The 23,673-nt window shown below is 70.3% G+C and carries 19 protein-coding genes and 3 pseudogenes; 7 read left to right on the forward strand and 15 right to left on the reverse strand.

The genetic code is table 11. From position 1 onward, the window contains the following. Window positions 1-62 precede the first annotated feature (62 nt). From ACIHCQ_RS30560 to ACIHCQ_RS30570, 3 genes and pseudogenes are all read right to left on the reverse strand, one after another. On the reverse strand, window positions 63-3,194 hold the full coding sequence (locus ACIHCQ_RS30560) for a glycoside hydrolase family 2 TIM barrel-domain containing protein (RefSeq protein ID WP_399669390.1): 3,132 nt from the start codon (window positions 3,192-3,194) through the stop codon (window positions 63-65). Window positions 3,195-3,433: 239 nt separating this feature from the next. After that, window positions 3,434-3,745: pseudogene (locus ACIHCQ_RS30565) on the reverse strand (response regulator transcription factor); the annotation flags it as partial. Between the two features lie 716 nt (window positions 3,746-4,461). Then, entirely contained in the window at window positions 4,462-5,241 is a 780-nt protein-coding gene (locus ACIHCQ_RS30570; protein ID WP_399669660.1) for an SAM-dependent methyltransferase, read from the reverse strand. Window positions 5,242-5,549: 308 nt separating this feature from the next. Between ACIHCQ_RS30570 and ACIHCQ_RS30575 the strand changes: the two genes are divergently transcribed. Beyond that, window positions 5,550-6,059: a DUF664 domain-containing protein gene (locus ACIHCQ_RS30575; RefSeq protein WP_399669393.1), complete on the forward strand. Its 510-nt coding sequence runs from the start codon at window positions 5,550-5,552 to the stop codon at window positions 6,057-6,059. Between the two features lie 29 nt (window positions 6,060-6,088). Here ACIHCQ_RS30575 and ACIHCQ_RS30580 read toward each other — a convergent pair whose 3' ends face one another. The 8 genes and pseudogenes from ACIHCQ_RS30580 to ACIHCQ_RS30615 all read right to left on the reverse strand — a co-directional run bounded on the left by ACIHCQ_RS30580 (window position 6,089) and on the right by ACIHCQ_RS30615 (window position 16,208). Further along, window positions 6,089-7,096 carry an endonuclease/exonuclease/phosphatase family protein gene (locus tag ACIHCQ_RS30580; RefSeq protein ID WP_399669396.1) on the reverse strand — a complete coding sequence of 336 codons (1,008 nt, stop codon included), beginning with the start codon at window positions 7,094-7,096 and terminating at the stop codon, window positions 6,089-6,091. Window positions 7,097-7,139: 43 nt separating this feature from the next. After that, window positions 7,140-7,976, reverse strand: a complete 837-nt coding sequence (locus ACIHCQ_RS30585; protein ID WP_399669399.1) for an EamA family transporter — start codon at window positions 7,974-7,976, stop codon at window positions 7,140-7,142. A gap of 5 nt (window positions 7,977-7,981) precedes the next feature. Continuing rightward, window positions 7,982-8,995 (reverse strand): SDR family oxidoreductase, encoded by a 1,014-nt coding sequence (locus ACIHCQ_RS30590; protein WP_399669402.1) that lies wholly within the window; start codon window positions 8,993-8,995, stop codon window positions 7,982-7,984. Window positions 8,996-9,043: 48 nt separating this feature from the next. Next, window positions 9,044-10,039 (reverse strand): annotated as a pseudogene (locus ACIHCQ_RS30595) (enolase C-terminal domain-like protein). 20 nt (window positions 10,040-10,059) lie between these two features. Next, entirely contained in the window at window positions 10,060-11,880 is a 1,821-nt protein-coding gene (locus ACIHCQ_RS30600; protein ID WP_399669405.1) for a thiamine pyrophosphate-requiring protein, read from the reverse strand. Further along, on the reverse strand, window positions 11,877-14,951 hold the full coding sequence (locus ACIHCQ_RS30605) for an FAD-binding and (Fe-S)-binding domain-containing protein (protein WP_399669407.1): 3,075 nt from the start codon (window positions 14,949-14,951) through the stop codon (window positions 11,877-11,879). Before ACIHCQ_RS30605 ends, ACIHCQ_RS30600 begins: the two co-directional genes overlap by 4 nt. Before the next feature lie 3 nt (window positions 14,952-14,954). Further along, on the reverse strand, window positions 14,955-15,281 hold the full coding sequence (locus ACIHCQ_RS30610) for a plasmid stabilization protein (RefSeq protein ID WP_399669410.1): 327 nt from the start codon (window positions 15,279-15,281) through the stop codon (window positions 14,955-14,957). A 129-nt stretch (window positions 15,282-15,410) separates the two neighbouring features. Next, entirely contained in the window at window positions 15,411-16,208 is a 798-nt protein-coding gene (locus tag ACIHCQ_RS30615) for an RNA polymerase sigma factor SigF (RefSeq protein WP_399669412.1), read from the reverse strand. Between the two features lie 364 nt (window positions 16,209-16,572). Between ACIHCQ_RS30615 and ACIHCQ_RS30620 the strand changes: the two genes are divergently transcribed. Together ACIHCQ_RS30620 and ACIHCQ_RS30625 are read left to right on the forward strand one after the other, a co-directional pair. After that, window positions 16,573-17,013 carry a CBS domain-containing protein gene (locus ACIHCQ_RS30620; RefSeq protein ID WP_399669415.1) on the forward strand — a complete coding sequence of 147 codons (441 nt, stop codon included), beginning with the start codon at window positions 16,573-16,575 and terminating at the stop codon, window positions 17,011-17,013. A 55-nt stretch (window positions 17,014-17,068) separates the two neighbouring features. Next, window positions 17,069-17,605 (forward strand): type 1 glutamine amidotransferase domain-containing protein, encoded by a 537-nt coding sequence (locus ACIHCQ_RS30625; RefSeq protein ID WP_399669418.1) that lies wholly within the window; start codon window positions 17,069-17,071, stop codon window positions 17,603-17,605. A gap of 81 nt (window positions 17,606-17,686) precedes the next feature. On the opposite strand, the gene ACIHCQ_RS30630 is transcribed toward ACIHCQ_RS30625, so the two are convergent. After that, on the reverse strand, window positions 17,687-18,166 hold the full coding sequence (locus ACIHCQ_RS30630) for a DUF5709 domain-containing protein (protein ID WP_399669421.1): 480 nt from the start codon (window positions 18,164-18,166) through the stop codon (window positions 17,687-17,689). Window positions 18,167-18,322: 156 nt separating this feature from the next. On the opposite strand from ACIHCQ_RS30630, the gene ACIHCQ_RS30635 reads away from it, so the two are divergent. After that, the gene (locus ACIHCQ_RS30635) at window positions 18,323-19,318 is read left to right on the forward strand and encodes an iron-containing redox enzyme family protein (RefSeq protein ID WP_399669424.1); all 996 of its coding nucleotides are present in this window, start codon (window positions 18,323-18,325) and stop codon (window positions 19,316-19,318) included. Here ACIHCQ_RS30635 and ACIHCQ_RS30640 read toward each other — a convergent pair. The 3 genes from ACIHCQ_RS30640 to ACIHCQ_RS30650 all read right to left on the reverse strand — a co-directional run bounded on the left by ACIHCQ_RS30640 (window position 19,269) and on the right by ACIHCQ_RS30650 (window position 21,848). Next, window positions 19,269-20,573, reverse strand: a complete 1,305-nt coding sequence (locus ACIHCQ_RS30640) for a cytochrome P450 (protein WP_399669428.1) — start codon at window positions 20,571-20,573, stop codon at window positions 19,269-19,271. The two genes, ACIHCQ_RS30635 and ACIHCQ_RS30640, sit on opposite strands and share 50 nt — an antisense overlap. A 63-nt stretch (window positions 20,574-20,636) precedes the next feature. Next, entirely contained in the window at window positions 20,637-21,347 is a 711-nt protein-coding gene (locus tag ACIHCQ_RS30645; RefSeq protein ID WP_399669431.1) for a DUF6766 family protein, read from the reverse strand. A 99-nt stretch (window positions 21,348-21,446) separates the two neighbouring features. Then, on the reverse strand, window positions 21,447-21,848 hold the full coding sequence (locus ACIHCQ_RS30650) for a hypothetical protein (RefSeq protein ID WP_399669434.1): 402 nt from the start codon (window positions 21,846-21,848) through the stop codon (window positions 21,447-21,449). Between the two features lie 288 nt (window positions 21,849-22,136). Here ACIHCQ_RS30650 and ACIHCQ_RS30655 point away from each other — a divergent pair, with 288 nt between their 5' ends. The 3 genes and pseudogenes from ACIHCQ_RS30655 to ACIHCQ_RS30665 all read left to right on the forward strand — a co-directional run. Further along, complete coding sequence (locus ACIHCQ_RS30655) at window positions 22,137-22,319, forward strand: hypothetical protein (protein WP_399669437.1); 183 nt, start codon at window positions 22,137-22,139, stop codon at window positions 22,317-22,319. 89 nt (window positions 22,320-22,408) lie between these two features. Further along, entirely contained in the window at window positions 22,409-23,131 is a 723-nt protein-coding gene (locus tag ACIHCQ_RS30660) for a UdgX family uracil-DNA binding protein (protein ID WP_399669440.1), read from the forward strand. Between the two features lie 39 nt (window positions 23,132-23,170). After that, a pseudogene (locus tag ACIHCQ_RS30665) lies at window positions 23,171-23,527 on the forward strand (maleylpyruvate isomerase N-terminal domain-containing protein); the annotation flags it as partial. Window positions 23,528-23,673 lie beyond the last annotated feature (146 nt).

The following is a 23,673-nucleotide window of genomic DNA, read 5'->3' on the forward strand; positions in this document are numbered from 1 at the left end:
GCAGACCCCGGGGCACGCCAGAGCCCAGGGTCCAGCCGGAACAGGTCTGCCCGGCCCCCGGTTCAGCGCGCCACGACATCGAGACGGCTGATGCGCTGAGCCCCGTCGGGAGCGCCCGGATGACGGCTCGTCATGTCCAGCCGGAGCCGGGAGCCCCGTACGGGTTCGAAGGTGATTGCCGTCAGCCCGTCGGAATCGGTGGCCCAGGCCACGGCCGCGTCCCGAACCGGCGCCCACCGGCGGCCGTCCCACACCAAGACCCCAGCCGACGCCGGAAGGGTATGGGTGGCATCGACGGTGAAGCGCACCTCCACCCGCTCGAAGGTGAGCGCACGCGCCCAGGTGACCGAGACCCAGTCTGCGGACCGGGCGCCGCTGAAGGCGGGCAGCAGCGCGGTGGGCGCCTTGTGGAAGGCGTTGGACCAGCCGGTGGCCGGATCGCCGTCCAGCATCGCGGCGGGCAGCGTGTCGGGCCTCCCGGAGTAACTCGCGTCCGCGAGAGGGTAGACGGGGGCGGCCGGACCCGGGTCGGGGGTGAGGCGCGGTGCCGGCGTGGCCGCCGGCACCGAACGCGGCTCGGTGGCACGAACGGTGACAGCGGCGGTACGCAGCCCCTCCGCCCGTGCCGTGACGGTGAGCCGCCCCGCCCTGGTGCCGGACCGGACAACGGCCAGGGCCTTGCCGTGGAACGCGGTGCGGGTGCTCGCCTGGTAGCGTTCCGCGCTCTCCTGCCGCCCGTTGTCGACTCCGGCGAGGGAACCCCCGGCGACCTCGAAGGCGATCAGGTCATCGGCGCCCGGCACCGCCACGCCTCGCGCGTCGACCACCTCCGCCGTCACGAAGCACAGCGACCGGCCGTCGGCCGCCACCCTCCCGCGGTCCGCGGTCAGGCGCAGCGCGGACGGCCGGCCCGCCGTCCGGAGCGTGTCCGTGGCGACGACGCGCCCGTCACGCCGGGCCACCGCCTTCAGCTCACCGGGTGCGAACGGCACCGTCCAGGTGAGATGGAGCTTTCCGGCGCTGCCGTTCGGGCTGGTGCAACTCCCGGGCCAGGGTCCGCCGGTGACCGTCTTGTCGTCCCCGGTCGCCTCGGTGGTCTCCAGATAGCCGCGGCCGTCGGTGGTCTTCTTCTCGTCGAATGTCCGCACACCCAGGGACTCGCCGTTGAGGAACAGCTCGACGCTCGCCACATTGGAGTACGCCCAGACCTCCACCGTCTCGCCCGCACGGTGACCCGTCCAGTCCATAGGGAGCAGATGGACCATGGGCTCGTCGGCCCACTGGCTCCTGAACAGGTAGTACATGTCTTTCGGGAAGCCCGCCGTGTCCATGGCGCCGAAGAAGGAGGACTTCACCGGGAACACGTTGTACGGAGTGGGCTCGCCGATGTAGTCGATGCCCGACCACAGGAACTGCCCGGTGAACCACTTCCGGTCCCGGTCCTTCTTCAGACCGTACTCGCCGCTCATCGTCCAGGTGGCCAGGTTGTTGTCGTAACTGGACGTCTCGCGCCTGCCGGGTGAGTAGTTCTCCCCGGTGTTGAGGTGCTCCGGCTCCTGATACGTCCCCCGGGTCGCCGTTTCGGACGAGGACTCCGACTCGAACAGGAACAGCTGCGGGTAGCGGGCGTGCAGGGCGTCGGTCGAGGCGGCCGTGTTGTAGTTGAGGCCCAGCCCGTCGAGCTTGGCCAGTATGAGATCGGCCGGGGAGCCCGCGGCGGGCACGGAGCGGTGCCGGTCGGAGCCGATCACGATCGGCCGGGTGGTGTCCAGCCGCCGTACACCGTCGATGAGCCGGTCCGCCATGACCAGACCGGCTGTGGACGTCGAATCGGGGACCTCGTTGCCGATCGACCACATGATGACGGCGGGGGAGTTGCGGGCCGCACCGACCATCTCGGCGATGTCCGCGTCGGCCCACTCATTGAAGAACCGCCCATAGTCGTAGGCGTTCTTGCCGCGCTGCCAGCAGTCGAAGGCCTCCACGATCATCAGCAGCCCCATCTCGTCGCAGGCCGCGATCAGCTCCGGCGAGGGCGGGTTGTGGGAGGTTCGTACGGCATTGACGCCCATGGATTTCATCAGGTCCAGCTGGCGCCTGACGGCGTCGGGCTGAACGGCGGCACCCAGCGCACCGAGGTCGTGATGCAGATTGACCCCCTTGAGCTTGGTGTAGGTCCCGTTCAGCGTCATCCCGTCGGCGGGGTCGATGGTGACCTGGCGGATGCCGAACACCGTGCGGTGTACGTCGGTCGTCTCGCCGTCCACCCGCAGCTCGGTCCGCAGGGTGTACAGGCGCGGGGTGTCGGGCGACCACAGCCGGGGCCCCTCCACCCTCAACTCGTGCGAGACGGTGCCGGATCCGGTGCCGAGGCCGACGGCGGAGTCGGTACGGGCCACAGCGCGGCCACCGGGATCGAGGACCGTCGAGACGACGGTGACGGTCCGGTCCGCGCCGGACTCGTTGACGACCGAGGTCTCCACGCGTACGAGGGCATGTCCGGCGCGGAGGGTCTCGGTGAGCCCCGGAGTGGTCACCCGGGTCCCCCAACGCGCCACATGCACGGGGTCGGTGACGACGAGCCGGGCATTGCGGTAGATACCGCTGCCCGAGTACCAGCGGCTGCTGGGCAGCCGGTTGCGGACCTCGACGGCCAGGACGTTGGGGGTGACGCCGTCGGTGTGCAGCAGCTCGGTCAGGTCGAAGGCGAAGCCTGTGTAGCCGTAGGGGTGCCGGCCGACGAGGCGGCCGTTGCAGTACACGTGCGCGTCCATGTAGACGCCGTCGAACTCCGCGGAGATCCGCTTGCCGGCGAAGGCGGTCGGCACGGTGAACGTCTTGCGGTACCAGCCGAGCCCGCCGGGGAGAAAGCCCGTACCGCTGCTGGTGCGGTGGTCGGTGGTGGGGGTGAGCTCGATGCTCCAGTCGTGCGGAACGGCGACCTGCCGCCAGGCCGAGTCGTCGAACTCGGGGTCCATCGCCCGCGCGTAGTCGCCGGTGGAGTCGCCGGCCCCCACCGGGTCGGCCAGGGCGAACCGCCAGCCGTCCTGGAGCTCCACGCTCCGGCGCCCGGAGACCGGGGCACCGGGCGCGGCCTGCGCGTCGGCGGCCAGTGCGTCGGCGGCCGGGACCAGGGCGCCGGCCACCGGCGATGCGGTGCCCGCGATTATCAACGATCTGCGCGTGACGGCCATGGAGATCCCTCTCGTAGGAGCGAGTTCGGCTTTTCAGGCCTGTTCCGCATCATCAGCGCTCGGTGCAACACAACTGCGCATTAACAACCACAACCACTCGCGAACACACAGATTCCTATGGCGTGGCGCAGTTGCCCGTCAAGGCTTCGGCCGTCTCTCTCCGATCTTGGCGTCACGTTGGCTGAAAGTGGCAGTTAGGGGCGGTCGATCGCCGTCCGGCATGGTCGCGCGCTGCTAGCGGCCGGCCTCGGCGTTGGACCACGGACCCGGCCGGGAGCAGGCGGCAGGGTCCGGAGCAGGCGCACCGTGATCTGAGGGCTGATGAGGAGGTCCCCGGCCATGGCCGCTCTGACGCGGCCCGGCATACGGATGTCGGCGAGGACCAGATCCGGCTGGAGGGTACGGGCGAGTTGGACGGCTGTGAGGCCGTCTGCCACCTCGCCGACCACGGTCATGTCCGGCTGGGAGCCGAGGACGAGCCGAGAACCGCTGCGTACGTCGTCCTGGTCGTCAGTGAAAGCCGGCGGTCGCGAACAATGGCAGGACACCAAGGGCCGTGACGGCCGGGCCGGTTGATTCTCCCATGGTGATCAGCGTACGGGCTGGTCAGCGGCGGGTCTCTCGGCCGAACGGCACAGAGGCCCCGGGCCTGGTGGCGCGCTCTTTGCCGAACAAACGCCGTTCACCCGGCCGTTGTCGGGAGCGCCGACCGGACTGGCCACGGATGCCCGGGGCACGGTGAAGTTCTCCCACACCACCCCGGGTGGAGACGGGGGGTGGGCGGAGGCCCAGGTGGACTGCCTGGTCACCAGCGGGCGGACGGCGACCCTGGGAGAGCCGGGCCGGCTGGGCTTCTCCCGGGGCGTGGCGAGCGTCGAGCCCGAGCAGGTCGACGAGAACGGCGACTCGTCATGCCGAGGGTCGGCACGTGCATGGCTCCCGCGCCGTTCACGACCGTGGTCCATGCCGAGGTCGCGAAGACTCCTGCGCTGCCCGGGGCGGCGACCCGTCGTGGCTGACACCCTGACCGCCGGGACGTACGGGCCGCCGGTCGCGCCTCAGGTGCCGCGTTCCGTCCGCCTCGCGGCGCACGCGGCCGCGCTGACCCCTCCTTCTATCTGATCGGACTCGGTCGTACTGGGTGATGACCACCTGTTACGCGCCCCTGGTCGCCTGGGGGCCGCTGCTCGGGGTGGTCACGGTGGCCTGCTACCGCCGTCGGCGCCGCGACTGCTGAGTCCGCCCACCTCGCGGCCCCAGCCGGCGCCTAAGGCTTCTTCCCGACACCACAGAAGTGAGTCACATCGACAATCTCGTCCCTGCTCACGGCGTCAGGGCGCCAACGCGAGCACGAGACCACGCCCGGCTCGATCAGTTCCACCTTGTCGAAAAACCGCAGGACTTCTTCACGCGTGCGCAGTGTCATCCGAGCTGACCCCTGGCCGTTCCAGAAACGCACTGCTTCGGTCATCGCCTCGGCGTCAACCTCAGTCGTGGGATGGGAGATCGCCAGGTAGCTTCCGGACGGGAGCCCGTCCAGGAGCCGGTGCACGATGGCCTGTGCCTCATCGGTGTCGAGAACGAAGTTCACAATGCCCAGCATCGTGATCGCGACGGGTTGGCTGAAGTCCAGTGTCCGGGCGGCCATCTGCAAGATCTTTTCAGGGTCGTGCACATCCGCGTCGATGTAGGCGGTGGCTCCCTCAGGGGTGCTGGTGAGCAGGGCGTGCGCGTGTGTCAGTACGAGGGGGTCGTTGTCCACGTAGGCAATCCGGCAGGTCGGGTCGAGACGCTGGGCGACCTCGTGGGTGTTGTCGACGGTCGGCAGACCCGTGCCGATGTCCAGGAACTGCCGGATTCCCGCCTCCCTGACAAGGAATTGAACGGCGCGCGCCAGGAACTGCCGGTCCGCACGGGCCGACCGGACCAGTTCCGGCACAAAGGAGAGGATCTGTTCGCCGACTTCCTGGTCGACGAGGTAGTTGTCCTTACCTCCCAGCCAGTAGTTCCAGATCCGGGCGGAGTGTGACACATCGGTCCGGAGCATGGACACATGCCCAGTGCCGTCATCGCTGGTTGCTAAAGGCTTGGACACGTCTGCACTCTTTTCCTGGCGGTCGGCATTGATCAGGACACTCCAAACCTAGCCTTCCGCGGCTTCGCCGGCAGACGCTTCGTCATGCGGGACGGGCGGATACGGCGCGATGCGCTTGCTGTGCCGGCCTGTCGGCGGGGCGCCGCCGCGCTGAAACCCGGGCCGGTGCGCGTGTCGGCCCCGGAGCGGGGCCGGAGACCGTCCACTGTGGGCATGGTCGGTATTCGGGATGCACGGCAGACACAGCCAAGGACCGGTGTATGAACAGCGCAGAGGTTTTGGCGGACGCGTTCGGGCGCGTCCGGGAGGAAGTACACGCCGCGGTGGAAGGGCTGTCACCGGAGGAGCTCACCGCCCGGCTGGACCCCGACGCGAATTCGATCGCGTGGCTGGTGTGGCATCTGGCCCGGGTCCAGGACGACCATGTGGCCGATGTGGCCGAGCTGGAACAGGTGTGGCTGTCCCAGGGCTGGGAAGCCCGCTTCGGGCTCCCCTTCGGCCCGGAGGCGACCGGGTACGGCGACAGCAGCAGGCAGGTGGCCGCGGTGCGGGTCGAATCGGCGGAGCTGCTGCTCGGCTACTACGACGCCGTGCACGAGCAGACCCTGGGGTTCGTCGGCGGGCTCAACGACGCGGCTCTGGACCGTGTGGTGGACAAGGCCTGGTTGCCGCCGGTCACTCTCGGCGTCCGGCTCGTCAGCGTGATCGCCGACGACCTGCAACACGCAGGGCAGGCGGCATTCGTCCGAGGCGTCCTCCGGCGGCGGTAAATCCGTGGAGAACCTCGGTCAGGCTCTGGTCAGCGCCTGGTGTGGAGCCTGAGGTGAGCGGCGATCGGCAGATGGTCGCTGCCGGTCGCGGGCAGCGACCAGACCTTGGTGACGGTGGCCGAACGGGTCATGATCTGGTCGATCCGGGCCACGGGCAGCGACGCGGGCCAGCTGAACGCGAACCCTGGCCCCGCCGCGTTCATCCGCGAACTGACCGGAGCCAGCCCGCGATCGTCCACGGTGCTGTTGAGGTCCCCCAGCAGAATCACCGTGTCCAGCGGCTCGGCGGCGATCGCCGCCCCGAGCAGAGCGGCGCTCTCGTCCCGCCACCCCGAACTGAACCCGTTCCCCAGGCCGAGGCGTACGGAGGGCAGGTGAGCGACATAGACGGCGACAGCGCCCCGCGAGGTGGCGGCCGTGGCCCGCAGGCCGCGGTTCCAGCCTTCCCCGATGCCCGGCGGCTTGATGTCCACCTGCCGTACGTCCGCGAGCGGATACCTCGACCAGAGCCCGACCGTGCCCCGCGTCGCATGGTGGGGATAGTCCGGTGCCAGGGCGGCGGCGAAGGTGGGCAGCGCGGCGGGCGTCAACTCCTCCAGGGCGATGAGGTCCGCACCGGTCCTCAGCAGGGCTCTCGCGGTGCCCGCCGGGTCGGGATTCACATCGCTGACGTTGTGCTGCACCGCCGTCAGATCGTGTGGAGAGCGGTCCGACGCGGACGGCAGCAGGTCGCCGAAGAGGCTCATCCATGCCGCGACCGGCAGGAGTACCGCGAGCGACGCGACCGCCGAGCGGCGCCACCACGCCAGTCCCAGCAGTACGGGAACGGTCAGGCCGAGCCAGGGCAGAAACGTCTCCAGGAGGCTGCCGGGACGGCCGGCCATATTGGGCACGGCTCCATGAAACGCCAGCAGGCAGGCCACCAGGACGGCAAGCGCCGCGAGAACGTGTCCCCGCTCCCAGTCCGCGAGACTCGCGGTACGTGTCCCCAGTCCCGCACCGGCCGTACTCGCCGCACTGCTGTCTGTCCGTCGCACCGTCCGCCCCCGACCCGCCCACACCTCGCCCCGTCCTGCGTCATCATCCCAGGGTCAGCAGCACGATCGCGCATGCCGCTGCCACCAGGCCCACGGCCTGCGCCCACGTCACCTTCTCGTGCAGTACCACGAGACCGAGAACCACCGGAATGGCCGGATACAGGGAAGCCAGTACAACCGCCAGGGCAAGCATCTGCAGTTGCGTCGCCCACAGATACAGGATGAGGGCGAAAGCCGCCCCCGCCCCGATCGCGCCCGCCGCTCCCAGCAGTCGTACGGGCTGCCGGAAATGCGCGGCGTGCCGCCATGTGCTCGGCAGCAGGAACAGGACAGCGGCGACGCGCCCGGCGGCCACCGCCCACAGACCGCTCGCCGGGTCTGCCTGGGCGAGTCCGACGTACTGCACCGCGACCCCCACGCTGGCGATCAGGCCGTCCAGCGACGCCTGCCCGGTCGTCGCCGCTCCGTCTGAGGACCCGCGGGAGACGAGCCACAGCGCGGGCACGGTGACGCAGATGCCCAGCCAGGCCGGCGGTGTCGGCCGGTCGCCCAGCACCCACACCCCGCACAGCACGGACAGCGCAACCCCGGTCACGGCGCTCACCGGCACCACGATGCTCATGGCCCCATGGCTGAGCCCGCGGTTGAGGAAGTACATGGCCACACCGCTGCCGACCCCGGACAGGGCTCCCCACACCAGGTCGTCCCACCGGACCGCACCGGCCGGTACGAGGATCGCGGCGACCAGCGCGAGCAGCAGGCCGCCGAGCTGCCCCAGGAAGGAGACGACCGCGAAATGAAACCGGCGCGACAGCAGTCCGCCGAGGAAATCGACAACGCCGTAACAAGCCGCCGAAGCCAGTGCCAGCAGAGCACCCATCCGCGTCAGGGCGTCCTGTTCCCGGAGCGCAGGAACTCCGCGGCGCCCAGCGCGGCCCCCACCAGCGCGAAGGCGGCCAGGACAGGATGGCGCGAGACGGCCGCCTGCACCGAGTGCGCATGGGCGCGGTCGTCGAAGGCACCATGGGCCCCGTAGTCGTGCCCCTCGGGGCCGTCCACCGGCTCCCACAGATTGGCGGGCCGGGCGGCGGGCGCCCTGACGCCGGTCTGCTGCGAGGCGAAGCCCGTACGGGCCAGATAGCGGTCCAGCAGTGGCGGTGCGACCTTGCCGGCGAGGATGGTCGCCGCCGTGGAGCCATCGACGTAGTACTGCTTACGGCGTGGGTGGGCCGCCGCGTGCACGACGGCGCGCGCGGCGACCTCGGGCTGGTACATCGGTGGAACGGGCTGCGGCTGGTCCGGCAGCCGGGACAGCACCCACGAGAACTGCGGGGTGTTGACCGCGGGCAGCTGCACCACCGTGATGTTCACCCGACTGCGCCGGTGCATCAGCTCCGTGCGAACCGCCGAGGTGAAGCCGTTCACGGCGTGCTTTGCGCCGCAGTACGCCGACTGGAGGGGGATGGACCGGTCGCCGAGCGCCGATCCGACCTGGACGACGGTGCCCGCGTCCCGGGGCGCCATCCGCTTCAGCGCCGCCATGGTGCCGTACACACACCCCAGATACGTGACCTCGGTGACCCGCTCGAACTCCTCGGGTCCGATGTCCGTGAACTCGGCGAACACGGAGGTGAACGCGTCATTCACCCATACGTCGATCGGTCCCATGGCCTGCTCCGCCGCATCGGCGGCCGCTTCGACCTGCGCGTGGTCGGCCACATCCGCGGGCAGCACCAGGGCGCGGCCCCCGGCCGACTCCACCTCCGCCGCGGCGGCGTCGAGTCCGGCCCTGCCGTGGGCGATCAGCACGACGTTCGCGCCCTGCCGAGCGAACAGCCGGGCCGTCGCGCGTCCGACTCCCGCGCTCGCCCCGGTGACGACGACTGTCTTGCGTCGCATGCCATGCCCCTCAGATCTCGGTGAGTTCAGGCTGAGTTCAGGCTGAACTCAGGCCGGGCGGTACCGCTCCGCCGCATCCGCGCGCAGCGTCAGACCGTGCCCCGGCTCCCCGTCCGCCCCAGGGCGAAGGGAGCCCCCGGCCGGGTCCAGGACACCCGCGAAGAACTCCCTCTCGATACGTACGTGGTCGTGGAACCACTCCACATGCCGGAGGTTGGGCACCGACCCCGCCGCAGCGTGTCGCGTCCGCCTGGAGGCAGTCCACCGCGTGCGCGCCCAGCATGTGCTGGAAGTAGGCGAGCGTGTAGCCGTACTCCCCGGCGGTCACCTCCGGCGCGACAGCCGCGCGCAGCTGCGCCAGGCCGGTCAAGTCGTCGGAGGAGACGGGCTCCTCGAACCAGGTGACACCTTGGCCGTCGAGGTGAGCGGCCACACGCCTCGCCTGCTTGCGGGTGTACGCGCCATTGGCGTCGACATAGAGCTCGACACCATCGCCGACACCGGCCCGCGCCCGCCGGACGCGCTCCAGGTCCCGGTCCTCCGCCTGCCCCCAGGACTCACCGATCTTGATCTTGACACGGGGGATGCCCTCCTCCTCGCACCAGCGACGCAACTGCCTGTCCTGCCGGCCGTCGTCGTACGTGGTGAACCCGCCGCTCCCATAGACCGGCGCCTCCTCGTGGACGGCGCCGAGCAGCCGTACGAGCGGCAGGCCCAGCAGGCGCGCCTTGAGATCCCACAGCGCGATGTCGACGGCCGAGATCGCGCCCGCGACAAGACCGGGTCGGCCCGCGTTGCGTACGGCACGGCTCATCGCCTCGTTGGCGGCCGGGATGTCCCAGGCGCGCCTGCCGGTCACGATGCCGGCGAGCTGCCCGGTGACCACCTGCGCGGTGCCGGGCGCGCCGTAGGTGTAGCCGAGCCCGGTGGTGGCGCCGGAGCGCGCTGGACGAGGATCAGCGTCGTCGCGTCCCAGGCGAGTGTGCCGTCCGCCTCCGGTCCTTCGGTGGGGACCGTGCACTCCGCGGCCTCCACCGCCTCCACCACCGGCTCGTCCACCGCTGTTACTCCTTCTCCTTCCGGCGGGGGCCGCCCGGCAGCATCTCCTGTACCTTCGCCTTGAACCCCTGGCGGAGCACCGCGGCACGGTCGCTGTCGCCCTTCAGGATCGACGTCGCCGCGGCCTCGATCTGGTCGAGTGTCGCGTGCGGCGGGATCGGCGGCACCGCAGGGTCGGTGCGGAAGTCGATGACGAAGGGACGCTCGGCGTTCAGCGCCTCGCGCCAGGCGGCCTCGACGTCGCCGGGCTTCTCCACCCGTACCCCGCCGAGTCCGATGGACCGGGCGAAGTCCGCGTAAGGCACGTCCGGGATCGCCTGCGAGGGCAGGAACTGCGGGGCTCCGGACATCGCGCGCATCTCCCAGGTGACCTGATTGAGGTCGCCGTTGTTGAGTACGGCCACGACCAGCCGCGGATCGGCCCACTGCTCCCAGTACTTGGCCGCGGTGATCATTTCGGCCATGCCGTTCATCTGCATCGCCCCGTCACCCACGAGGGCGATCGCGGGACGGCCGGGGTGGGCGAACTTGGCGCCGATCGCGTACGGCACGCCGGGCCCCATCGTCGCCAGCGTGCCCGAGAGCGACCCGCGCATCGTGCCGCGCATACGCAGATGCCTGGCGTACCAGTTCGCCGCCGAACCCGAGTCGGCCGTCAGGATCGCGTCGTACGGCAGCAGCGCGTCCAGGGCGTGCACCACGAACTCCGGGTTGACCGGGTCCGCTTCCACGGCGGCGCGCCGCTCCATTACCTCCCACCAGCGCGCGTTTTCCTTCTCGATCTTCTTCCGCCACGACCCCCGCTTCTTCCGCTTCAGCTGCGGCAGCAGCCGTTTGAGCGTCTCCTGCGCCTCGCCGACGAGGTTGATCTCGAAGGGATAGCGCATGCCGATCATGAACGGATCGATGTCGATCTGCACCGCCCTGGCCTGGCCGAACTCCGGCATGAACTGCGTATAGGGGAAGCTGGAGCCGATGACGAGCAGCGTGTCGCAGCCCTGCATCAAGTCGTACGAAGGGCGGGTGCCCAGCAGACCGATCGCGCCCGTCACATACGGCAGGTCGTCCGGCAGCACGTCCTTGCCCAGCAGCGCCTTGGCCACCCCGGCGCTGAGTACCTCGGAGAGCTCCTCGACCTGGTCCCGCGCGCCGCGCGCGCCCTGCCCGATGAGGATGGCGACCTTCTCGCCCTCGTTGATCAGCTTCGCGGCCCGCGCGATGTCGTTGTCCGCCGGGACCGGCGCGTAGGACACCGCACCGAGGCTGGAGGGCACCATTTTGAAGGCGTGCTGCGGCGGTGTGTAGTCCAGTTCCTGTACGTCGGCGGGGATGATGACGGCTGTCACCGTCCGCTTGGCGTACGCCGTGCGCAGGGCACGGTCGAGGACGTTCGGCAGCTGCTCGGGGACGGTGACCATCTCGACGTAGTCCGAGGCCACATCCTTGTACAGGCTCAGCAGGTCCACTTCCTGCTGGTACGAGCCGCCCATGGCGCTGCGGTTGGTCTGTCCGACGATCGCGACGACCGGCACATGGTCGAGCTTCGCGTCGTAGAGGCCATTGAGCAGATGGATCGCGCCCGGCCCGGACGTCGCGGCGCAGACCCCCACGCGACCGGAGAACTTCGCGTAGCCGACGGCCTGGAACGCGGACATCTCCTCGTGGCGCGACTGGATGAACATGGGCTTGTTGTCCGCCCGGCCCCAGGCGGCCAGCAGGCCGTTGATGCCGTCTCCGGCGTACGCGAACACATGCTCGACGTCCCACTCGCGCAGCCGCTGGAGGATGTAGTCGGACACTTTGATCGACACGGTGATTCCTTTCATCTCGCCACGTGGGGCGGTACGGACGGGGTGCGGCGTCCCCGCAGACAGAGACCGACCGCCCCGGCGGCGACGGCGGTGAGGGCCGCCAGCGAGAACGCCGTGACGAGGCGGGCGTCGGAGCGGGAAGCCACCGGGCGGACGGAGAGTTTCTCCGGGTGGTGGGTGGGGACAGGCCCGTCGAGGCCGAACGCCAGCGCCTCGGCCAGGTGGACCGCGCGCCGTCCTGTCCCGCCGTGCTCCAGCTGCGTACGGCAGCTGAACCCGTCCGCGATCACGAGCGAGCTCGGGGCCGTCGCCCGTACGGCGGGCAGGACGCCCAGTTCGCCCACGGCCATCGAGACCTTGTGGTGCCCGCGCTCGAAGCCGAAGTTGCCCGCGAGACCGCAGCATCCGGCGTCCAGGACGTCGGCGTGGATCCCGGCACGGCGCATCAGCTCGCGGTCGGCGTCGGTGGCCAGTACCGCGTGCTGGTGGCAGTGCGTCTGGACGGTGGCCGTCCTGGCGAGTACGGGCGGCTGCCAGCCGTCGGGGGCTTCGTTGACCAGCAGCTCGGAGAACGTACGGAACTGCCGGGCCAGCCTGTGCACATCCGGGTCGTCGGGCATCAGCTCGGGCGCGTCCGCCCGGAAGACGGCCGCGCACGAAGGCTCAAGCCCGACGATCGGCGTACCGGCGTCGAGCCAGGGCCGCAGCACCTCGATCGTGCGCCGCAGCGCCCGCCGGGCGGTGACGAGCTGTCCGGTGGAGATCCAGGTCAGACCGCAGCACACCGGCTCGGTGGGCACGGCGACGCGGAATCCGGCGCTCTCCAGCACCTGTACCGCCGAGGTGGCGATGCCCGGGTGGAAGTACGTCGTGAACGTGTCGGGCCACAGCACCACCGCGCGCGGATCGGCCGGATCCGGCTCCGCCGAGCCGCGCGCACGCCACCACTGGAGGAACGACTCCCGTGCGAAGACCGGCGCTTCGCGCTTCGGGGTCACGCCCGCCAGGCGCTTGCCGAGCCGTGCCACTCCGGCGGCCTGGAGCACGGCGTTGACCGGCCGGGGGGCGAGCCGGGAAAGCCGCGCCCAGAGCGGCAGCCAGCCCAGCGAGTAGTGGGCGGCGGGCCGCAGCCGCCCCGCGTAGTGATGGGAGAGGAACTCCGCCTTGTAGGTGGCCATGTCGACGCCGACCGGGCAGTCGGACTTGCAGCCCTTGCAGGCCAGACAGAGATCGAGGGCGTCGCGGACCTCGGTGGAGCGCCAGCCGTCGGTGACGGGCGAGTCCGCGTGCCCGCCCAGCATTTCGAACAGCAGGCGCGCCCGGCCGCGGGTGGAGTGCTCCTCCTCGCGCGTCGCCCGGTAGGAGGGGCACATCACGCCGCCGCTCCGCGTACGGCAGTTGCCGATCCCGACACAGCGCATGACCGCCCGGGTGAAGGAGCGCTCGTCCTCCGGGTAACCGAAATGGGTGCCGGGCCGCGCCGGCTTCCACAGCGGGCCGAGCCGCAGATCCTCATCGAGCGGGCGGGGAGCGACGACCTTGCCGGGATTCATCCGGTTGTGCGGGTCGAAGACGCTCTTGACGTCGCCGAACGCGGCGACGAGCCGCTCGCCGTACATCCGCTCCAGCAGTTCGCCGCGCGCCTGCCCGTCGCCGTGCTCGCCGGACAGCGACCCTCCGTAGGAGGCGACCAGGTCCGCGGCGCTCAGCAGGAAGCCGCGGAAGTCCGCGACGCCTTCGGCGGTGGTCAGCTCGAAGGGGATACGGGTGTGGACGCAGCCCTGCCCGAAGTGCCCGTAGAGGGCGGGGCGGTCGTAGTCGTACCGCGCGTAAAGCTCTTTGAGGTCACGCAGATAGTCACCGAGCTTCTCCGGGGGCACGGCGGAGTCCTCCCACCCCTCCCAGGTCTCCCGCTCGCCCGGCGGGCGCGCGGTCACCCCCAGTCCGGCTTCCCGCGCCTTGAGCATGCGGCGTTCCCGCGCCGGATCGTCGGAGAACGCGACCGTCGGATCGTCCTCGCCGCGGCCCAGTGAGCGCAGCAGATCCTGCGCCTGGCCGTCCACCTCGTCCTGGGTGTCCCCGCTGAACTGCAGCAGCAGCCAGCTCTCGCCCTCCGGGAACATGTCCAGCGACTCCACATGGGCATGTTCCGCGCGCATCAGCTGCGCCATCCGGCCGTCGAGCGCTTCCAGCTGCGTCGGGCTGCTGTGCGCGAGCAGTTCCGGTACGGCGTCGGCGGCGGCGCGGATGTCGCCGTAGCCGAGCACCAGCATGGACTCGAACGGCGGCACCGGCACCAGGTCGAGTTCCGCGTGCAGGACCGTCACCAGCGTGGACTCACTGCCGACCAGCGCCCGCGCGACGTCGAACCCGTTCTCGGGCAGCAGCGAGTCCAGGTTGTAGCCGGAGACCCGGCGCGGGATACGGGGAAAACCGCGGCGGACCTCCGCCAGGTTCTGGTCGATGACCGCCCGCAGCGCCCCGTAGAGCTCGGCCCTGCGGCCGCCGGCGGCGACGATCCGCTCGTACTCCTCGTCGGAGGTGGGGCCGACCCAGCACCGCGTGCCGTCGTACGTCAGGATCTCCAGCCGCCGCACGTTGTCCACGGTCTTGCCGTACGCCTGTGCCGACGCGCCGCACGCATTGTTGCCGATCATGCCGCCGAGCGTGCACTGGCCGTGCGTGGAAGGCTTGGGGCCGAACCGCAGGCCGTGGCGGGACAGCTGCCCGTTCAGTTCGTCGAGCACGATGCCGGGCTCGACGACGCAGGTCCGCTGTCCGGGGTCGGCCATCACCAGCCGGTGGCAGTACTTCGTCCAGTCGATGACGACGGCGGTGTTGGTGCACTGGCCCCCGAGGCTCGTTCCACCGCCGCGGGAGAGCAGGGGCGCGCCGAACTCGGCGCACACCGCCGCCGCATCGGCCGCGGCCTCGACATGGCGCGGGACGACCACGCCGATCGGCACCTGCCGGTAGTTCGAACCATCGGTGGAGTACGTTGCGCGGCTCCCCGCATCGAACCGCACTTCGCCGTCGACGCGGTGGCGGAGAGCCTTCTCCAGGGCCGCCACGTCGTCCTGCGGCATGGCTCAGCGGCCGAGCGAACGCTTGAGCTCGGACTTGTTCATGGAGGAGCGCCCATGGATGTTGCGCCGCTGAGCCTCCTGATACAGCTCGTCGTAGGTGGGCTCCCCGCCGCCTCCGCCCCGGGACCGCTGGCCGCCCCGGCTCGCGGACGACGGCTCCTGCGTGGAACTCTTACTGGCCGTACGGGCCTCGCCGGAGCGCGCGCGTTCCTTGTTCACCGTGCGGCCGGCGATTTCCTGGGCGCGGTCCTCGCTCTCGCCCCGCTGTTCGGCGCTCTCCTTGATCTTTTCGTACTGACGTTCCCGTTTGCTGCTCGATCCTCTGGGCATTGCTCTCGCTCCTTCTGGCATCTGGCTGACACCTGGCTCGCACCTGGTGCGCATCAGCTCGGCGCCGCCTCGTCCACACTGCGTCCGGTATCCGATCACCGCAAACGCAGTGAGGCCGCGGCCGGACCGCTACGCGGCCTCCCGCAGGATGTCCTCACGCAGCCGTGAGCAGCAGCGGCTGATGAGCCGGGACACATGCATCTGCGATATCCCGAGATCGTCGGCGATACTGCTCTGCGTCATGTCGCGGAAGAACCGCATATAGAGGATCTTCCGTTCGCGTTCGGGCAGTTCACGCAGCCGGGGCTTGACGGCCTCCCGGTCGACCACGACATCGAGCGCCGGGTCCGGGCTGCCCAGTGAGTCGCTCAGCGAGTAGCCGTCGCCCTCGTCCGCGCCGGGCAGCTCGGCGTCGAGGGAGAGCGCCGTATAGCTGTCCAGCGCCTCCAGGCCCGCGATCGCCTCCTCCTCGGTCAGACCCGCCTTCTTGGCGACCTCGGAGACGGTGGGCGCGTGGCCCCCCACCGTCTGTGTGAGCTCCTGGCGCGCGGTACGGACGCGGCCCCTCAAGTCCTGTACGCGGCGGGGCACATGGAGGGTCCACATATGGTCGCGGAAGTGCCGTTTGACCTCGCCCGTGATCGTCGGCACGGCAAAGCTCACAAACGCGCTGCCGCGCTCCGGGTCGTACCGGTCGACCGCTTTGACCAGGCCGAGCGCGGCGACCTGCCGCAGATCATCGAGCGACTCGCCCCGATTGCGGAAGCGGCCCGCGAGCCGGTCCGCCATGGGCAGCCACGCCTCCACGAGCTCTTGGCGCAGCGTGTCCCGCTCGGGCCCGTCCGGCAGGGCGGCCAGCCGGAGAAAGGCCGCGTCGGTGTCGGGGGCGTCGTCGTGCGGATGCTTCGTGTGAACACCAGTACGCATGATGTTTTTCAGCTCTCTCAACGGTGCTGACGGTTGGCTGACACCGTGGGGACGACACCTGTGCCCGGGCATACACGCCCGGAGCGGATACCGCTCCCACGGGCGTGCCTCCGGTCCGAAGCACGACAAGCGCCTGCCCGGGGCCAACAGGGGCAAACGTGCCAGACCTGCTTTATGCGGCGTGTGTGGTCGCGACCCGGGCAACCTTCGGGCGCGGACCGCCGTCCGCGCCCGAAGTTCCCATTCATCCCATGGCCGCTCGGCCGGGACATCGGGTCCCCTGCCGCGGCGTGTTCAAACCTCCAGGCCAGGGGTACTCCGGCGGCGTGACCTCATGAACAAACGGAAGCGCAGGTGAACACACATGGCACAGCTCGTGAGAGACGTCATGACCGCCGGTGTGTCAGCGGTGCGCCCCGACGCCTCGCTGGTCGAAGCGGCTCGCCTGATGCGTGCCCTGGACATCGGAGACGTCCTGGTCGCCGACGGCGACCGGCTGATCGGGGTCGTCACCGACCGGGACATCGCCACGCGGGCGGTCGCGGAGGGCAGGGACCCGCTGGCGGTCAGCGCCGAATCGGTGTGTACGCCCAACCCGGTGTGCATCGGCCCCGAGGAGGAGGTCGGGGAGGCGATCAGGCTGATGACGACCCATGCCGTTCGACGGCTGCCGGTGATGGAGGACGGCCGCCCTCTCGGAGTGGTGAGCCTCGGGGACCTCGCCGTCACCCAGGACCCGGACTCGGCGCTCGCTGAGATCAGCATGGCGGAGCCGAACAGCGAACGGGGCGGAACGCCGGCCTGACCACCCACCTGACCACCCACCCGACCACATCTGATCACGCAAAGGAGCGGGCTTCATGCGGATCGCATTCCTGACAGCGCCCGAGGGCGTCGAACAGATTGAACTGACCGACCCCTGGCAGGCGGTCATGGACACGGGAGACACGCCACGGCTCATCTCCACGCGCACCGGGAGGGTGCAGGCCTTCAAGCACCTCGACAAGGCGGACACGTTCCCGGTGGACCAGGTGGTGGCCGACGCCTCGGTGGACGAGTACGGCGGCCTGGTGCTGCCCGGCGGGGTCGCCAACCCCGACGCGCTGCGCTTGGACGAGAAGGCGGTCGCGCTCGTCAAGGCGTTCTTCGACGCGGGCAAGCCGGTCGCGGCGATCTGCCACGCCCCATGGACACTCGTCGAAGCCGACGTCGTACGCGGCCGTACGCTGACGTCGTGGCCCAGTCTGCGTACGGACATCCGCAACGCGGGGGGCACGTGGGTGGACGAGCAGGTGATGATCGACAGCGGGCCGAACGTTCTGATCACCAGCCGGAAGCCGGACGACCTCAAGGCCTTCTGCGAGGCGTTCACCGCCGAGTTCACGGAGAAGGGATAGCGCAGTAGCGCATGACATGAGGAGACGGCACCCCCACTACGGGGTGCCGTCTCCTTTCAGGTTCAGGACCGTTTTAAGGGTTCAGGACCGTTCGTTTTCGCTCTGGGGTTCCTGACCGGCGATGTGCATCGCGGCCTCCTCCGCGGACGCGGCTCCGCCGTTGATCCCGACATCCTCAGCCAGCACGTCGTTGCGCCGCGGCGGCGCGATCTCGTCCGCCGACGCGAGCCGTCCCGCGCGCGCGTCGCCGACCTCCTCGTCCATGGGTTCACCGTCGTCGCCGGGCTGGTCACCGATGCCGTCGCCTTCCGGCGGTTCGACGTCCGGGGTCTCCTGAGCGAGCCGCTGATCAAGGGATTCTCCCCGGAGCTGCTCCTCGCCCGTCGTGCCGTACTTGCTGACGCCCAAGGGCCGCTCCGGCGGCGAGTACCCCTCCGCCATCATCTCGTCCAGGTCCCGCTCGCCGATCGCGTTCTCCATGTCGAGATCGCCGCTCGGGCGGTTCTGCACGTCGGAGTTCTCGGGCTGGTAGACGTCGTCGCCTCGCGCTTCGTCGGACATGTCTCGTTCCCTTCGTGTCCTTCGTGCGTTCCGCACCCCGCGAGTGCCCCGCCAGAGGCGAGTAACACGCGTCTGAAATGTTCCCCTCGGCTGTGAGGGGAAGGCCGCTGCGGGCACCTGAGCACAGTGAACGAATCGAGGACCGCCAACAGTGAGGTGACCGAGCCCGTACTGCCGGAAGGCCGGGGAGAACTGTCGTACGCGGTGGTGCGCGCCCTGCGCGGCGGCCCCGGCCGCCCGCTGCCCACCCCCCAGGACCAGGACCTGGTGCAGCGGGCGACCCCCTACGGAGAGGATCTGCAGCTCGCGCTGTACCTCTGCTACGAACTGCACTACCGCGGGTTCTCCGGCGTCGACCCGGCCTGGGAGTGGGACTCCGGGCTGCTCGGGCTGCGCGGCGCGATGGAGCGCCGCTTCCTGGCCACGCTGCGCGCGGACGCCCACCGGCACGCCTCGGTGGACGACGCGCTCCAGGAGATCCTTGTGGAGCCGGTCAAGCCCAGCGGGATCTCGGAGTTCCTCAAGGGGGAGGGCAAGCTGTGGCAGCTTCGCGAGTACGCGGCTCAGCGCTCCCTGTACCACCTCAAGGAGGCCGATCCGCACGCCTGGGTCATCCCGCGGCTGCGGGGGAGGGCCAAGGCGGCCATGGCGGCGGTGGAGTTCGACGAGTTCGGCGCGGGACGCGCCGAGCGGGTGCACGCGCTCCTCTACGCCAAGCTGATGGCCGACCTCGGGCTGGACACCACGTACGGGCGCTATCTGGACGCGGCCTGCGCGGAGATGCTGATGAGCGTCAATCTGATGTCACTGTTCGGGCTGCACCGTTCGCTGCGCGGCGCTCTGGTGGGGCACTTCGCGGCGGTGGAGGTGACGTCGTCGGCGGGCGCACGGCGCATGGCGCAGGCCATGCAGCGGGCCGGGGCGGGACCGGCGGCCGTGCACTTCTACACCGAGCATGTACGGGCGGACGCGGTGCACGAGCAGATCGTCCGGCGGGACGTCATCGGCGGGTTGCTCGAGGAGGACCCCGGGCTCGAAGGAGATGTCACGTTCGGCATCGACGCCACCGGCTGGGCCGAGGACCGGCTCGGTGCGCGACTGCTCACCGCATGGCGGCAAGGGCTGTCGAGCCTGCGTACACCCCTGTCATGAGGAAACCGCTCCTGGGGCGGGTCGGCACCCGGCGCAGCGGGATCGTCAGGTCCTGATCCGGCACCACCTCGTACTCCATCCGCGCCAGTCGCGGGGCGAGAGACCGCAGCAGAGCGACGGTGATGTCCTCACCCGGGCACCGGTGTCCCCCCGCCGCGTCACCGCCACCCTGTGCGATGAGCTCGTCGCCCGCCGGTTCCCTGCCCAGGAAGCGTGTCGGGTCGAAGGTGTAGGGGTCGCTCCACAGCTCGGGATCGTGGTGGTGGCCGTAGACATCCAGCAGTACGACGGACCCCTCGGGAATCGTGGTGCCCTGCCACGTCAGTTCGCCGGCGGCGAGACCGGCCACGAACGGCACGAAGGGATAGAAGCGCCGCACCTCGTGGGCGAATGCCTCCGCGTACTCACGGTCGCCGTCGCGCAGGGCCTCCCGCAGACCGGGCCGCCGGTGCAGCGCGTGCGCGGTGAAGGTCATGAACCAGGCCACGGCCGCGGTGGGGCGGATGATGTTGAGCACCTCGACCGCCGCGGTGTGCGGGTCGAGCAGCTCACCCTCATGATCGCGGTGCAGGGCCACCGCCCGCAGCGCGGAATCCTCCGTTATTTCGCTTTCCGTGCCGCCCTCGCGCGCGTGCTCCCTCTCCATCTTGCGTACGCCCTCGACGAGGCCCATCAGCTGTTCCTCCTGGCGTACGCGCGCACGCCGGGCCCGCCAGTGCCGGGGCCCCGCGGTGGCGAATCCGTCGACCATGGCCAGCAGGTCCGCCGCCGTCTGCCGAGCCTCGCTGCCGGTGAGGGGGATGCCGGCCCAGGCGCACACGGCGCGAGTGATCGCGACGCCGGCTTCGGTGAACAGCTCGATCCGCGGTTCGGCTGCCCACAGGGCGGTCGCGTCGTCCCACTCCGCGCGGGCGCGCTCCTCCAGGGCGGCCACCCCGCCCCCGTCCTTGAGGAGCGACATGAACAGAGCCTTGCGCGCCGCGTGCGCGCGCCCGTCGAGGGTATGTACCGCGCCGCGCCCGAAGAGGGTGTCGAGGACCGGCCCCGGCAGCGCCGACTGGCGCTTCACATGCTTCTCGTCGTAGAAGAACCGGACCGCCTCACGGCCGTGGAGGGCGGTGGTGTGCCGCCCCAGCAGCCGGGTCGTGACCGCGGGCCTGCCCGCGTTGCGCCGCCTGAGGTCGGGAAGCCAGCCATAGCCCTTGGCTCCCAGAGCGAGGGTGTTGTCGAGAAGGATTCCTTCGTGTGCCGTCATGCGAGGCCGAGTGCCCCACTCGCCAGGGCCCACGCCCACGCCTACGCCCACGCCTCGGGCCGATCAGCCCTCGACGCCGGTGGTGTGGTGCGACGAGCCGACGGGCTTGGACTCAGGGGAACCGCGTTGGCGCAGGTAGACGGAGAGAATGACCATCGACGCCACCGCGAGGAACTCGGACTGCCAGTTCTGCAGCGTACGGCTCCAGAACTCGGCCGAAACCAGGTACTCGCCCCAGCCGATGGGGGCCCGGAGCTGACGCAGCCGCTGCTCGTCGTAGGCGGCGACGCCGGCGATCGACTGCGCGAGCCAGGACAGCACGAACAGCGCGGCCATGACCAGGCCGAGGGAGTGCGAGAACAGCAGTCGGCGCCAGCCGCGGGAGCGCGCCCAGCGCGGTGAGTCGGACCGGGCGTACTTGCCCACCCGCTGTTCCTCGTCGGTTTCCAGCCCTGCCTTGTGCATGACCTTCGACTCCGGTGAACCACGCTGGAGCAGCCAGACGGTGCCGAAGATGTAGAGGAAGAACTGCAGGTACTCCGACTGCCAGTTCTCGGTGACGTCGACGGCGAAGTCCGAGGACGTCACATACGTGCCCAAGGAGACCGGGGCCAGGCCGTCGGTCACGAGCTGCTCGTTGAATTCGGCACGCCCGACGAAGGCCTGTCCGGCGAGGGCGAGCAGGAAAGCCGCGCCGAATGCGAGGGTGAGTGAGTTGTCACGTAGGAATTTGCGCACCACGGCCTCCACGGTGGCGTCATCGGCGCACGTCATCGGTGCACGTCATCGGTGCATCAGACCCAGCGCGATGAAGTAGGCCAGACCCGACAGCACGAGGACAAGGCACAGCGTGAACAGCGCCCTCATGGTCGCTCAGCCGCCCTTGACCGCGCACTTGTACGGCCTGTCGGCTCCGTCGGGGCGGCATCCGGCGGCGACCACCTTCCAGCCGCCGGGGAACCGGGACAGGAACAAGGTGTCCGCATCGAGGACGACCCGGGCCTGCCGGCCGTAGACATCCACCGTGCGGGGCGCGCCGCCGGCGGGGAGCTCCTCCGCCGTGATCGAGCGGGTGCACGGGGCCTTCGCGGAGGCCTCCAGCTCATCACGCGTACCCGGGGCGAGGGCCGCGCACAGGGCGGTCGTGTCTTCGGCGGCCAGGGCCCTCTCGAAGGCGGCCGCGGCGGCTCGCGCGGCGGTGTCGCGGTCGTCGTCGGCGCCGCCGCAGCCGACAGCCAGGGCGGCGGACGACAGCAGTGCCACCGGCAGCAGCACGATCCGCAGCCCGGCACGTCGGCATGGACCCCGGCATGGACCCCGGCGTGGACACCGCATCCTGCCTCCACTCGCCGCTCGGCACTGTCGGGCATTGTGCAGCACCATCCTGAGCGGCGCACGGCGACCGGGAGGGACTCGACACGCCCAAGGCGTGACCCGGCGTCCCGTGGGTACCCGCGAAGTCGCGGTGCTTCTGCCGCCGTACTTCATTCCAGATTCGAGATTCGAGCCATGGGACCGCGGGAAGGCCGCCGTCCCGAGTAATGGTCAGAGGAGTTGTCAGCCGTGAATACGCGGACCGACAGTCAGCCTTCCAGGACACATCCGGCCAGGCATCTGCCCAGCCTCCGGCCCGTCGACGGTGGCGTGCGCACCTGCCGCCCCGCGTCGGCCGAGGACGAGGGCGCGCCGCCGCCGAGGAAGGACCAGGCGGACCCCGACTGGAACATCGTGCGCGGCGAGGACTGAAAGCGTCCCCGCCCGGCCCATCAGTGGCGGAGCCCGATTCGGGCTCCATTCAGCTCGCTCCGTTCAGCTCCATCCAGGAGGAGAGTCCGATGGGGACCAGCGCCGTCCAGGGCACCGGACAGGAGCATGACGCAGGCCCGTACGTCCCCCGGCGTGGCGGGCTCCCGGCGCTCCGGCGTGCCGCCGCTGACTGCCAGGGGTGCCCGCTCTTCCAGAACGCCACCCAGACGGTGTTCGGAGCGGGCAACTCGTCCGCTCCCGTCGTGGTCGTCGGCGAGCAGCCGGGCGATCAGGAGGACAGGCGCGGCGAGCCGTTCGTGGGGCCCGCCGGGCGACTGCTGCGCGACGCGCTCGCAGAGGTGGGCATCGACGAGGAGCAGGCGTACTTCACCAACGCCGTCAAGCACTTCAAATTCGCCCAGGCCGAACGCGGCAAACGCCGGATACACAAGCCGCCGAGCCTGCGGGAGATGACGGCCTGCCGCCCCTGGCTGGCGGCCGAACTGCGGGTGATCGACCCCGACGTGGTGCTGGCGCTGGGTGCGACGGCGGGCAAGGCGCTGCTGGGTCCATCGTTCCGGGTGGGGGAGCAGCGCGGCGTACTGCTGCCGATGCCGTCCTGGGAGCAACTCGACGGGGGAGGCGACGGCGGAGGCGAGGCGGCGCACGGGCACGGGCACGGGCACGGGCACCTTGTCGGTACCGTCCACCCCTCGGCGATTCTGCGCGCCACGGACCGCGAAGCGGCGTACCGGGGACTGATCGCGGACCTCAAGGTCGCGGCCGAGGCCCTTCGGGCCGAGCAGCACTGAGCCGCGCTCGGTGTCAGTGGTGCCGCTTAGCGTGACGTCATGACACACCTGAGCTTCGACCGCTGCTGCGCCGAAATCGTCGACCAGGCAGCTCTGCTGACGTCCGGCATCAAGGGCGCCGACCTGACGGCGCCCGTGCCCTCCTGCCCCGGCTGGAACCTCGGTCAGCTGCTCCGCCACCTCGGCGGCGGCCACCGCTGGGCGGAATCGATCGTACGGACCCGGGCGGCGCAGCCACCCTCCGACGACCATTTCCGCGACCTCTCCCGGTACGCCGACGAGGATCCCGCCGTGCCGCTTCCTGCACGAGACCCTGATCCACCGGGCCGACGCGACCCTGGCCGTCGGCGCGGAGTTCACCGCCGACGAGGACGTCGCCATCGACGCCATCGACGAGTGGATGGAGCTCGGCTCGCTGCCGCAGCTGCTGGACGTGCACCCCCAGCAGCGGGAACTGCTCGGCCCCGGCCGTACCCTCCACTTCCACGCCACCGACACCGCGCCGGAGGCATCGGCCGAATGGCTGGTGGACCTCACCGGCG

It is taken from the genome of Streptomyces sp. NPDC052236 (assembly GCF_044548015.1).
Classification (GTDB): Bacteria; Actinomycetota; Actinomycetes; order Streptomycetales; family Streptomycetaceae; genus Streptomyces.